The 11237-nt window shown below is 73.4% G+C and carries 12 protein-coding genes; 2 read left to right on the plus strand and 10 right to left on the minus strand.

Annotated elements, in window-relative coordinates:
- From pucL to uraD, 3 genes are read right to left on the minus strand one after another with little or no spacing between them, the layout of a single operon-like run.
- Positions 1-927, minus strand: a complete 927-nt coding sequence (gene pucL, locus EDD32_RS00605) for a factor-independent urate hydroxylase (RefSeq protein ID WP_123913696.1) — start codon at positions 925-927, stop codon at positions 1-3.
- 34 nt (positions 928-961) lie between these two features.
- A complete protein-coding gene (gene uraH / locus EDD32_RS00610) occupies positions 962-1300 on the minus strand; it encodes a hydroxyisourate hydrolase (RefSeq protein WP_123913698.1) in 339 nt (112 codons plus the stop codon).
- The gene (gene uraD / locus EDD32_RS00615) at positions 1297-1803 is read right to left on the minus strand and encodes a 2-oxo-4-hydroxy-4-carboxy-5-ureidoimidazoline decarboxylase (protein WP_123913700.1); all 507 of its coding nucleotides are present in this window, start codon (positions 1801-1803) and stop codon (positions 1297-1299) included. Before uraD ends, uraH begins: the two co-directional genes overlap by 4 nt.
- 363 nt (positions 1804-2166) lie before the next feature.
- On the opposite strand from uraD, the gene EDD32_RS00620 reads away from it, so the two are divergent.
- A complete protein-coding gene (locus EDD32_RS00620; RefSeq protein ID WP_246005905.1) occupies positions 2167-2712 on the plus strand; it encodes a DoxX family protein in 546 nt (181 codons plus the stop codon).
- Between the two features lie 94 nt (positions 2713-2806).
- Here the strand turns inward: EDD32_RS00620 and gatB are convergent, their stop codons facing one another.
- The 4 genes from gatB to EDD32_RS00640 are packed head-to-tail and all read right to left on the minus strand — an operon-like array spanning position 2807 to position 6572.
- A complete protein-coding gene (gene gatB, locus EDD32_RS00625) occupies positions 2807-4303 on the minus strand; it encodes an Asp-tRNA(Asn)/Glu-tRNA(Gln) amidotransferase subunit GatB (RefSeq protein ID WP_123913702.1) in 1497 nt (498 codons plus the stop codon).
- On the minus strand, positions 4300-5808 hold the full coding sequence (gatA, locus tag EDD32_RS00630; protein ID WP_123913709.1) for an Asp-tRNA(Asn)/Glu-tRNA(Gln) amidotransferase subunit GatA: 1509 nt from the start codon (positions 5806-5808) through the stop codon (positions 4300-4302). Before gatA ends, gatB begins: the two co-directional genes overlap by 4 nt.
- A complete protein-coding gene (gene gatC, locus EDD32_RS00635) occupies positions 5805-6104 on the minus strand; it encodes an Asp-tRNA(Asn)/Glu-tRNA(Gln) amidotransferase subunit GatC (RefSeq protein ID WP_123913711.1) in 300 nt (99 codons plus the stop codon). Before gatC ends, gatA begins: the two co-directional genes overlap by 4 nt.
- Positions 6105-6137: 33 nt before the next feature.
- Positions 6138-6572: a pilus assembly protein CpaE gene (locus EDD32_RS00640; protein ID WP_123913713.1), complete on the minus strand. Its 435-nt coding sequence runs from the start codon at positions 6570-6572 to the stop codon at positions 6138-6140.
- 86 nt (positions 6573-6658) lie between these two features.
- Here EDD32_RS00640 and EDD32_RS00645 point away from each other — a divergent pair, with 86 nt between their 5' ends.
- On the plus strand, positions 6659-7948 hold the full coding sequence (locus EDD32_RS00645; RefSeq protein WP_123913715.1) for a phospholipase D-like domain-containing protein: 1290 nt from the start codon (positions 6659-6661) through the stop codon (positions 7946-7948).
- A 45-nt stretch (positions 7949-7993) separates the two neighbouring features.
- On the opposite strand, the gene EDD32_RS00650 is transcribed toward EDD32_RS00645, so the two are convergent.
- From EDD32_RS00650 to EDD32_RS00660, 3 genes are read right to left on the minus strand one after another with little or no spacing between them, the layout of a single operon-like run.
- Positions 7994-8509, minus strand: coding sequence for a GNAT family N-acetyltransferase (locus tag EDD32_RS00650; RefSeq protein ID WP_211338679.1), 516 nt, complete (start codon positions 8507-8509; stop codon positions 7994-7996).
- Positions 8510-8529: 20 nt separating this feature from the next.
- A complete protein-coding gene (ligA, locus tag EDD32_RS00655; RefSeq protein WP_123920002.1) occupies positions 8530-10887 on the minus strand; it encodes an NAD-dependent DNA ligase LigA in 2358 nt (785 codons plus the stop codon).
- A gap of 47 nt (positions 10888-10934) precedes the next feature.
- The gene (locus EDD32_RS00660) at positions 10935-11114 is read right to left on the minus strand and encodes a hypothetical protein (protein ID WP_123913717.1); all 180 of its coding nucleotides are present in this window, start codon (positions 11112-11114) and stop codon (positions 10935-10937) included.
- Between the last annotated feature and the right edge of the window lie 123 nt (positions 11115-11237).

An 11237-nucleotide genomic window follows, 5' to 3' on the forward strand; every position in this document is an offset into this window, starting at 1 on the left:
TCAGCAGAAGCCGGTCACGCTCGCCCAGGCGCGCGGCTCCGGGGCGACGTCGGTGCGGCGCACCTCGGCCTCGATGAGCCCGTACGGCCGGTCCGCCGCGTAGAAGACCTCGCCGGGGTTGTCCAGGCCGAAGGGCTCCAGGTCCACGAGGAAGTGGTGGAGGTTCGGCATGGAGAAGCGGATCTCCCCGATCTCGCCGTGCTCGGCCAGCACCCGCTCGCCCATCCGGTACAGCGTCTGCTGGAGGGCGAGGGAGTGGACGTCGGCGAAGGTCTCGAGCATGATCCGGCGGACGTCGGCGAAGACCGCGTCGTAGTCGACCTCACCGAGGTAGCGCCAGCGTGCCGTCACCGACGTCGCGAGGATCCGGTCGGTCGTCTCGGGCAGCGTCGTGTAACGGTCCTTCGGGAACCCGTGGAACTCCGACCCGGTGGACTTCAGCACCGCCAGGTCCTCCAGCCCCGCCACGACGAAGACGTCGTCGCCGTCGCGCTGGACGACGGCGGTGCGGGTCTCGGTGCCGCCCCGGACGAAGGCGTGGTCGTGCGTGCCGTCGGTGACGTGGGACGTCAGGGCGCTCGGGATGCGGTCCCAGGTGTACTGCTGGACCGCCCACCGCCCGCCGGTCACCCAGTCGAAGGACGACGTGAAGTGCTCGGCCAGGCGCAGGGCGAACGCCTCGGGCGCGCCCACGCCGTCGCGGGCGAGGGCGAACACGGTGTTCTTCTGGGTGTCGGTCGGGACGACCGGGGCGTTGTCACCCTCGGTGTGGGCGACCGTGAACTCCCCGCGCAGCTGGGACGTGACCGACAGGTCCGTGATGCGGTGCCGCTCGGTGTCGCGGTCGATGCGCACCAGCCGCACCTCGGCCTTGCCGTACTGGTTCTCGCCCAGCGCGATCGTGGGCGTCGCCGTGCTCTCGGTCATGCTCGCTCCTCGGTGGTCCGGTCTCGGGCGGCGCTCAGCTGCCGCGGTAGGTGGTGTACGCGAACGGGCTCAGCAGGAGCGGGACGTGGTAGTGGTCCCGCCCCTCCTCGACCCGGAAGTCGACGGTGACCTGCGGGTAGAAGGTCTCGGTACCCCGGGCGGCGAAGTACCGCCCCGTGGCCAGGACCAGACGGTAGGTCCCCGGCTCCAGCCGGGCGGGCCCGAGCTCGTGGCAGCGCCCGTCGGCGTCGGTCACGGCGGCGGCCACCTCGGTGGTGCCGGCGCCGTCGTGACGGGCCAGGGACACCGCGACGCCCGCAGCGGGCACGCCGGCGACGGCGTCGAGGACGTGGGTCGTGACGTGCGAGGTCACGACAGCTCTCCCTCGAGCCTGAGGACGGCGATCTCGCGCAGCTGCTCGGCGGCCACCCGACGCTCCGTGGCAGGGTCGTTGCCCAGGCGCTCCTCGAGCGCCGCGAGGATCTCCGCGGCGTCCCGGCCGGCCGCCCGGATGAGGAAGACGTGGCCGAACCGGTCCTCGTACCTCCGGTTGCCCTCCTCGAGCCGCCGCGCGCTCTCCGGGTCCACGCCGACGCCGGCCTGCTCGCGCCGGGAGTGCTCCGCGTCGCGCCCGACCGTGGTCGGGCGCTGCCCGATGCGCGGGTGCCGGGCCAGGGCGGCGCCGACCTCGTCGTCGGTGAACGGCACCGCCGATCCGCGTGCGCGCTCGAGGGCGGCGGCGACGTCGGGGTACGGTCGCCCCGCAGCCACGTCCCGCGCCCACCGGGGCACCGCCGCACAGCTCATCGCGGTGGCGAGCGCGTCCTCCGGCGAGGCGCCGTTGAACCGCGCGAGACCGTCGGGCAGGTCGACCATTCCGTCCCCACTTCCGTCTGCCGGAACGTAAGTTCCGTGGCATGAATCCAAGCGTGTCGGCCCACCGCTGTCAAGGCCGCGCGGGCGGGAAATCGCCGAGAATGTCCGTCGAGGGAAACCCGGCGGTGCGCCACCGCGGCCGGCGGCGGGCTGTTCCATTTCGCCTCCCTTCAGGGGATCTCCGCAGGTCAGGCGGTCGGATGGCCGTTCGCGGGAGAAGGGGCCCCCACGCCTCGGGAGGGGACGAGCAGGGAATTTACGGCGGACCGGGACTTTCGCCCCAAGAATCGGACATTGCGCCCTGCCACGATTCATGTCAAGAGCCACCACACGGCTCACCCGCTGCTCACAAGGAGAGCAACCATGGCAACTGCAACCCCGAACCGTACCGCCGCAGGGACGACGATGTTCCAGGAGGAGATCGTCACCTCCTCGGCCGTCCGCAAGACCCTCGCCGTCGGCCGCATCATCATCGGCTGGACCTTCCTCTGGGCCTTCGTCGACAAGCTGTTCGGCCTGGGCTTCGCGACACCGTCCGAGCGCGCCTGGATCAACGGCGGCAGCCCCGCCCAGGGGTACATGTCGGGCATCGAGGGCCCGTTCGCCGGCCTCTTCCAGGTCTTCGCCAACCCGGTCGGCGACTTCCTCTTCATGTTCGGCCTCGCCGGGATCGGCATCGCGATGGTCGTCGGCGCAGGTCTGAAGATCGCTGCGGTCGGCGGCTCACTCCTGCTGTTCTTCATGTACCTGTCCCAGTTCCCCGCCGCTCTCGGCGGCACCAACCCGATCACCACATCCCACTGGCTCGAGGCTGCGGCTCTGGTCATCTCCGCGGTCACGCTCTCCGGTGACACCTGGGGCCTGGGCAAGTGGTGGGCCGGCAAGGTCGGCAACGGCTGGCTCCGCTGACACTCGCGACGTCCTGAACGCCAGCGGGGCCCCGGTCCTCACGACCGGGGCCCCGCTCCGTTCTCGTCGCGCGACGGCGCCGCGCGGCGAAGGCTCAGCCGATGCGCGCCATGAGGATCTCGCGGACCCGGCCGGCGTCGGCCTGGCCGCGGGTGCTCTTCATGACGGCGCCGACGATCGCGCCCGCGGCCTGGACCTTGCCGCCGCGGATCTTCTGCACGACGTCGGGGTTGGCGGCGATGGCCTCGTCCACGGCCGCCTCGAGCGCGCCGTCGTCGGAGACGACCTCGAGCCCGCGGGCCACGACGACATCCTCCGGCGAACCCTCACCGGCGAGGACGCCCTCGAGGACCTGCCGCGCGAGCTTGTCGTTGATGCGGCCGGCCTCGACCAGGGCGGCCAGCGCGGCGACCTGGCCCGGGGTGACGGCCAGCTCCTCGAGGGTGACCCCGTCGTTCTTGGCGGTGCGGGACAGCTCGCCCATCCACCACTTGCGGGCCGCAGCCGGGCTCGCCCCCGCGGTCACGGTGGCCTCGACGAGGTCCCCGGCGCCGGCGTTGACGAGGTCGCGCATCTCCGCGTCGGTGAAGCCCCACTCCGCCTGGAGGCGCCGACGGCGCACGGCGGGCATCTCGGGCAGCGAGGCCCGGATCTCCTCGACCCACTCCCGGGGCGGGGCCAGCGGCACGAGGTCCGGCTCGGGGAAGTACCGGTAGTCCTCGGCATCGGACTTGACCCTGCCGGGTGAGGTGGTGCCCGAGTCCTCGTGCCAGTGCCGGGTCTCCTGGACCACGCTCTGCCCGGCGTCGAGCACGGCGGCCTGGCGCGAGATCTCGTGGCGCACGGCGCGCTCGACGGAGCGGAAGGAGTTGACGTTCTTGGTCTCCGTCCGGGTGCCGAGCGGGGCGTCCGGGCTCGGGCGCAGGGAGACGTTGACGTCGGCCCGGACGTTGCCGCGCTCCATGCGCGCCTCCGAGACGCCCAGGGCGCGGAAGATGTCGCGCAGCGTGGCGACGTAGGCCCGGGCCACCTCCGGCGCACGCCGGCCGGCCCCCTCGATCGGCCGGGTGACGATCTCCACCAGGGGGATGCCCGCACGGTTGTAGTCCACGAGGGAGTACTCCGCCCCGTGGATGCGTCCGGTGGACCCGCCGACGTGGGTGTTCTTCCCGGCGTCCTCCTCCATGTGGGCGCGCTCGATCTCCACCCGGAAGACCGTGCCGTCCTCGAGCTCGACGTCGAGGTGACCGTCGGCGGCGATGGGCTCGTCGTACTGGGAGGTCTGGAAGTTCTTCGGCACGTCGGGGTAGAAGTAGTTCTTCCGGGCGAAGCGGCACGTCTCGGCGATCCGGCAGTTCAGGGCCAGACCGATACGTACCGCGTACTCCACCGCCTTGCCGTTGACGACCGGCAGGGCGCCCGGCAGGCCGAGCGAGACCGGGGTGACGGCGGTGTTCGGCTCCGCGCCGAAGGTCTGCGGGGCGCCGTCGAACATCTTCGAGGCCGTGCCGAGCTCGACGTGGACCTCGATCCCCAGCACCGGGTCGTAGCGGTCGAGTGCCTCGTCGAGGTCCACCAGCGCCGCGCTCATCGGGCCACCTCCAGCTCCGGGGCACGGCCGAGGATCGGCCCGCCCCACCTCTCCTCCAGCAGGCGCTCGAGCGCGCCCCCCACCCGGTAGAGCCGGGCGTCCTCACGCGCCGGGGCGAGGATCTGGAACCCGACGGGCAGGCCGTCGTCGCTCAGGCCGGCGGGCAGGGACATGCCGGGGATCCCGGCAAGGTTCGCCGGGATGGTCGCGACGTCGTTGAGATACATGGCGAGCGGGTCGTCGAGCTTCTCCCCCAGCCGGAACGCCGTCGTCGGCGTGGTCGGCGAGACGAGGACGTCGGCCTGGTCGAACGCCGCCGCGAAGTCGCGCTGGATGAGGGTGCGCACCTTCTGCGCGGAGCCGTAGTAGGCGTCGAAGTAGCCCGCGGACAGCGCGTGCGTGCCGAGGATGACGCGGCGCTTGACCTCGTCGCCGAACCCGGCGCCGCGGGTGGCGGCCATGACGCGCTCGGCGGTGGCCGGGCCGTCGGCCGGCTCGACCCGCAGCCCGAAGCGCATACCGTCGAACTTGGCGAGGTTCGACGAGCACTCGGCCGGCAGGATGAGGTAGTAGGCGGCCAGGGCGTAGTCGAAGCTCGGGCAGGAGACCTCCACGACCTCCGCGCCGGCCTGCTCGAGCAGGGCGACGGCCTCCTCGAACCGGGCGCGCACGCCCTCCTGGTAGCCCTCCCCGCCGAGCTCGCGCACGATGCCCACGCGCACGCCGGCGAGGTCACCGTCGCGGGCGGCGTCGGCGTAGCCGCGCGCCTGGCCCGGCAGGGAGGTCGAGTCCAGCGGGTCGTGCCCGCCGATGACCTCGTGCAGCAGGGCCGAGTCCAGCACGGTGCGCGAGACGGGCCCGGCCTGGTCCAGGGAGGAGGCCAGCGCGATGAGCCCGTAGCGCGAGACGGAGCCGTAGGTGGGCTTGACCCCGACCGTGCCGGTGACCGCGGCCGGCTGACGGATGGACCCGCCCGTGTCGGTGCCGATGGCCAGCGGCGCCTCGTAGGCCGCGACCGCGGCCGCGGAGCCGCCGCCGGAGCCGCCCGGGATCCGGTCGAGGTCCCACGGGTTGTGCGTGTTGCCGTAGGCGGAGTGCTCCGTCGAGGAGCCCATGGCGAACTCGTCGAGGTTCGTCTTGCCGAGGATCGGCATGCCGGCGGCGCGCAGGCGGGTGACGACGGTGGCGTCGTAGGGCGGGACCCAGCCCTGGAGGATCTTCGAGCCGGCGGTGGTCACCTGCCCCTGGGTGACGACGATGTCCTTGACCGCGATCGGCACACCCGCGAGGGCGTGCAGCTCCTCCCCGGCGGCGCGACGGGCATCGACGTCCGCGGCCGTGGCCAGCGCCTCGTCGGTGTTGACGTGGAGGAAGGCGTGGACGGCGCCGTCGACGGCGGCCGTGCGGTCCAGGTGGGCGCGCGTGACCTCGACGCTGGAGACGTCGCCGTCACGCAGGAGGGCGGCCAGCTCGGCCGCCGTCCGGCGCGTGAGGTCGGCGCTCATGCGTCCTCGCCGAGGATCTGCGGGACGGCGAACATCCCGTCCTGCGCGGCGGGCGCCGCCGCCATGACGGCGTCGCGGTCGAGGGTGGCGACCACGACGTCCTCGCGCATGACGTTCGTCAGCGGGATCGGGTGGGAGGTGGCGGGCACCTCGGGCGTGGCGACCTCGCTGACCCGGGCCACCGCGGTGGCGATGACGTCGAGCTCGCCGGCGAGGCGGTCGACCTCCTCGGGCGTCAGCTCGATGCGGGCGAGGGCCGCGACGCGCGCGACCTCGTCGGAAGAGATGGTGGACATGCCCGCGAGTCTAGACGCCGGGCCGGGGTCGGCTCAGCCGGCGGCGCGGCCCACGAGGTCCAGGACGGCGAGCGCGTAGGCGTCGGCCGCCTCGGGCGCCCGGTGCTCGACCTCGACCTCCCGCGAGCCCTCCGGCACCACGGTGGTGACGACGTAGAGGTCCTCGCGCCGCAGCGAGCGGAACGTCCCGCCGAGGAGCTCGCGGAGCTGGTCCTCCCGGGGCAGCCAGAGGGTGCGCTCGATCATCACCGAGTCCAGGGCCCACTCCGTCGTGCCGTTGAACGCCAGGACCGTGCCGGTGGCGTACCGGCGCGCCTCGATCGTCATCTCGGAGAGGGTGAAGACCTCCCCCGCGAGCTCGGGGGCGTCGACGAGGAAGCGGTCCCCCGACGCCGGCCGCCAGCGCACGCCCGCCGCCCGCAGGCGCCGGGCCAGGTCGGTGGAGATCGTCGTCGTGGTGGTGGTCATCGCTCCAGTATCGCCCGAGCCGGGCCTGCGCGCCCCGGGACGGCGGCCCCCGGGACGGCGGGGGCCACCACCGATAGGTTGGCGCCATGACGCTCACCCAGCGCCTCGGCCACGCCCTGCTGACCCGGCCCCACCTGACCGTGCGCCACGTGTGGCGGGCGGCCCGCCTCTACGTCGCGGCCACCGCCGCCGCGCAGACGGCCGCGGTCGTGACGGTCCTGGCCGTGGACCGGGTACGCAAGCACCGCGAGCCGCCGACCGGGGAGTTCCCCCACAAGGAGCCGGCCGAGGTCGAGGTCGCGGACTCCCGCGTGCGCACGTTCACCTACGGCGCCGACCTCTACGAGGACATGCTGGCCTCGATCCACGGGGCCCGGGACACGATCTACTTCGAGACCTTCATCTGGAAGTCCGACACGGTCGGCCAGACCTTCAAGGACGCCCTCGTCGCGGCCGCCCGGCGCGGGGTGACCGTCTACGTCGTCTACGACAGCTGGGGCAACCTCGTCGTCCCCCCGGCCTTCAAGCGCTTCCCGGACCTGCCGGGGCTGCACGTGCTGCGCTTCCCCCTGTTCCGCCCGGGCCTGGTCACGTTCAACCTCCGCAAGACGGGCCGCGACCACCGCAAGGTCCTCGTCGTCGACGGCCGCGTCGGCTACGTGGGCGGGTACAACATCGGCGACCTCTACGCCACGCAGTGGCGCGACACCCACGTGCGGGTCGAGGGCCCGTCCGCGTGGGAGCTGGAGAACGCGTTCGTCGACTTCTGGAACGACCACCGCCGCAAGCACCACCCGCTCATCCCCGACCGGGGCGCCCGGTCCTGGGACGCCCGGATCCGTGCGGCGCAGAACTCCCCCAACCGGCTCATCTTCCCCGTCCGGGGGATCTACCTCGAGGCGATGGACCGGGCCCAGCACCGGATCTACATCACCCAGGGCTACTTCATCCCCGACCGGGAGATCCTCGCCGGTCTGGTGGCCGCCGCCCGCCGCGGGGTGGACGTGCGGGTGCTCATCCCGGAGTACTCCAACCACATCCTCGCCGACTGGGCCGCCCGGACCTACTACTCCCGCCTCCTGGAGGCGGGGGTGAGCATCTGGCTCTTCCAGGGAGCGATGGTCCACGCCAAGACGATGACGGTCGACGGGCGCTGGACCACGGTCGGGACGACGAACATCGACCGCATGTCGATGACCGGGAACTTCGAGATCAACCTCGAGCTCCACGACGACGACCTCGCCGCCGAGATGGAGCGGATCTTCGAGGTGGACATGACCAACGCGCGCCGGCTCACCGTCGAGGAGTGGGAGGCCCGCGGACGCGTCAGCCGGGTGCTCGAGCGGATCCTCAAGCCGCTGGGGCCGCTCCTGTGACGGTCGCGGGGACACCCGTGGTCGCGTGATGGCGGCGCCGGCGGCTCAGACCCGCTGCTCGTAGAACCACATCACCGCGGCCGGGTCCCACGCGCCGATGTAGTCGCGCGCCGGCACGCGCCGGTACCCCACCCGCTCGTAGAGCCGGTGCGGGGTGCCCGGGCCGGCCACGGAGAGCACGGAGAGGACCAGCGCGGGATAGCCCTGCTCGCGGGTCCACTCCGCCGCGCCGCGCAGGAGCGCCTCGGCGACGCCGCGCCGCTGCGCGGCCGGGTCGACCGCGAGCATCCGCACCTCGAGCTCGTCCCCCGCGGCGATGTCGGCGTAGCCGCTGCCGGGCGGCGCCAGCGTGACGGTGCCGAGGACGCGGCTGCCCTCCCGCGCGACGAGGACCACGGTCTCGGCTGCGCGGTGGGCCACGTCGCGCAGCGTGGCCGCGTAACCGCCGTCGTCGTGCGCCAGGATCGCCGCGGCCCGGTAGGCGTCCACGCACAGCTCGCCCACGCGGGCGTGCTCCTCGGGCCGGACGAGGTCGACGGCCAGGCGCGCGGTGCGGGTCACAGCCTCATTATCGCCGGACGTCAGGCCTGCGGGACGACGCCCTCCACCGCTGCCGGACCGCCCTGCAGGAGGCTGACGAAGCCCGCCTCGTCGAGGACGGGCCGCCCCAGGGCGCGCGCCTTGTCCTCCTTGGTCCCGGCGTTCTCCCCCACGACGACGAAGTCGGTCTTCTTCGACACCGACCCGGCAGCCTTGCCGCCCCGGGCGATGATGGCCTCCTTCGCCGAGTCGCGGCTGAAGCCCTCGAGCGAGCCGGTCACCACGACGGTGAGCCCCGCCAGGGTGCGCTCGACCGTGGTGTCGCGCTCGTCCGCCATCCGCACGCCGGCGGCGCGCCACCGCTGGACGATGTCGAGGTGCCAGTCCTCCTCGAACCAGGCCTTGAGGGCCGCGGCGATGACGGGACCGACGCCGTCGACGGCGGCGAGCTCGTCCTCGGTCGCGGCGCGGATCGCCTCGAGCGAGCCGTACTCGGTGGCGACGGCCCGGGCGGCCGTGGGTCCGACGTGCCGGATGGACAGCGCGACGAGCACCCGCCACAGGGGCTTGTCCTTGGCCTTGTCGAGCTCGGCGACCATCCGTTCCGTGGTGGCCGTCGGCTTCGAGGGGCGGGCCAGCGTGCCGTCGCGCTTGTAGGTCGGTGCCGTCCAGAAGAACAGCCGCTGCTCCCAGCGGCCCGTGCCGACGCCCGCCTTCTTGATCTCGCGCCACACGCGCACGTCGGAGAGGGCGTCGGGGGTGAGGTCGAAGAGCCCCGCCTCCGTCGTGAGGACCGGCTGCTGACGCCCGGGAAGGCGGGCGTCCGCCGCGGCGAGGTCGTCGGGGGTGGGCACCGGTCCGTGCCCGGCCTCGACGGCGAGCGCGAGGGCAGCCTCCTCGCGACCCGCCTCGGGGTCGGTCAGGGCCAGCGCGGCCTCGCCGCCGAGCGCCTCGATGTCCAGCGCCCCGCGCCCGGCGATGTGGGCGACCCGCTCGGTGAGCTGGGCGGGGCACGAGCGGGCGTTGGGGCAGCGCAGGTCGACGTCGCCTTCCTTCGCCGGAGCCAGCGGCGTGCCGCAGGAGGGGCACCGCTCGGGCATGACGAACTCCCGCTCGCTGCCGTCGCGCAGGTCGACGACGGGGGCGACGATCTCGGGGATGACGTCACCGGCCTTGCGCAGGACCACCGTGTCACCGATGAGCACGCCCTTGCGACGCACCTCGTTGGCGTTGTGGAGGGTGGCCATCGCCACGGTCGAGCCTGCCACGAGCACCGGCTCCATGACGCCGTAGGGCGTCACCCGGCCGGTGCGGCCCACGTGCACCCGGATGTCCAGCAGCCGGGTGTTGACCTCCTCCGGCGGGTACTTGTACGCCGCGGCCCAGCGGGGCGCCCGCGACGTGGCGCCCAGGCGGCGCTGCAGCGCGAAGTCGTCGACCTTGACGACGATGCCGTCGATCTCGTGCTCGACGTCGTGCCGGTGCTCACCGAAGTAGGCGATCATCTCCTCGACGCCGGCCTCGCTGTCCACGACCCGCGTGCGGTCCGAGACCGGCACCCCCCACGAGCGCAGCGTCTCGTACAGCGCGGACTGCGTGGCCGGGGCGGCCGCACCCACCGGTCCCCAGTCGACGGCGCCGATGCCGTGGGCGACCATCGCCAGGCGGCGCGAGGCGGTGACGCGCGGGTCCTTCTGCCGCAGGGAGCCGGCCGCGGAGTTGCGGGGGTTGGCGAACGGGGCCCTGCCCGCCTCCACCAGCGAGGCGTTGAGGGCCTCGAACGCCTCCACCGGGAAGTAGACCTCGCCGCGGATCTCGATGCTCGCCGGGTGGGGCCCACCGGCGAGCTGGTGCGGGACGCCCACCACGGTGCGCACGTTGAGGGTGACGTCCTCGCCGGTGCGCCCGTCCCCGCGGGTCGCGCCCCGCACCAGGCGGCCGTCCTCGTAGGTCAGGCTCACCGCCAGCCCGTCGACCTTGAGCTCGCACGTCATCACGACGTCGCTGCGCCCGGCCTCGGCGTGCACCCGCGCCGCCCACTCGCGCAGCTCCTCGAGCGAGAAGACGTCGTCCAGGCTCATCATCTGCTGCCGGTGCTCGACGGTGGCGAAGTCGGTGGAGAACGTCCCGCCGACCCGCTGGGTCGGCGACTCGGGGACCCTCAGGTCCGGGTGCTCGGCCTCGAGCGCCTCGAGGTCGCGCAGGAGACGGTCGTACTCCGCGTCGGAGAGGGTGGGCGCGTCCCGCACGTAGTACGCGAACTGGGCGGCCTCGACCTGCTCGGCGAGGTGCTGCCACCGCTGCCGCGCCTCGGCCCGGGCGGCCGCAGGCACGGCGGCCGCAGGCACGCCGGCGGGAACCTCGTCGTCGTCAGGGCTCTGGTCGCTCACGGTGGACATCATGGCTCAGGCCCCCGACATCCGCCCGGGAGGTCGGCCGGGGCGGCTCAGCCCTGGACCGGTCCGGAGGCCTGCAGGACCGAGAGGAACGGTTCGAGAAACTCCTCGAGGAAGCGCGCCGAGGAGTCGTACCCGAACAGCGGCTCGGTGGGATCGAGCGCGACGCCGACGGCCTCGCGCAGACCCACCGCCATCTCGGCGGTGCCCTCGCCGGCGTCCTCGGCCATGCCATCCTCCTCGACCAGGTGTGCCCATCATGCCGCACCCCCGGCGCCAGGAGCCCCACGTCCCGCCCCGGCCGTCCACAGGCGCCGGCGGCGGGCGCCGGTCCCCAGCGGGCCGACCGGGGC

This window comes from Georgenia muralis, from assembly GCF_003814705.1.
Taxonomy (GTDB): Bacteria; Actinomycetota; Actinomycetes; order Actinomycetales; family Actinomycetaceae; genus Georgenia; species Georgenia muralis.

Bases quoted from the DNA above. Each gene is read 5' to 3' on its own strand.
- pucL (WP_123913696.1), bottom strand. From the start codon at position 927: ATGACCGAGAGCACGGCGACGCCCACGATCGCGCTGGGCGAGAACCAG.
- uraD (WP_123913700.1), bottom strand. From the start codon at position 1,803: ATGGTCGACCTGCCCGACGGTCTCGCGCGGTTCAACGGCGCCTCGCCG.
- EDD32_RS00620 (WP_246005905.1), top strand. From the start codon at position 2,167: ATGGCAACTGCAACCCCGAACCGTACCGCCGCAGGGACGACGATGTTC.
- gatB (WP_123913702.1), bottom strand. From the start codon at position 4,303: ATGAGCGCGGCGCTGGTGGACCTCGACGAGGCACTCGACCGCTACGAC.
- gatA (WP_123913709.1), bottom strand. From the start codon at position 5,808: ATGAGCGCCGACCTCACGCGCCGGACGGCGGCCGAGCTGGCCGCCCTC.
- gatC (WP_123913711.1), bottom strand. From the start codon at position 6,104: ATGTCCACCATCTCTTCCGACGAGGTCGCGCGCGTCGCGGCCCTCGCC.
- EDD32_RS00640 (WP_123913713.1), bottom strand. From the start codon at position 6,572: ATGACCACCACCACGACGACGATCTCCACCGACCTGGCCCGGCGCCTG.
- EDD32_RS00645 (WP_123913715.1), top strand. From the start codon at position 6,659: ATGACGCTCACCCAGCGCCTCGGCCACGCCCTGCTGACCCGGCCCCAC.
- ligA (WP_123920002.1), bottom strand. From the start codon at position 10,887: ATGTCCACCGTGAGCGACCAGAGCCCTGACGACGACGAGGTTCCCGCC.
- EDD32_RS00660 (WP_123913717.1), bottom strand. From the start codon at position 11,114: ATGGCCGAGGACGCCGGCGAGGGCACCGCCGAGATGGCGGTGGGTCTG.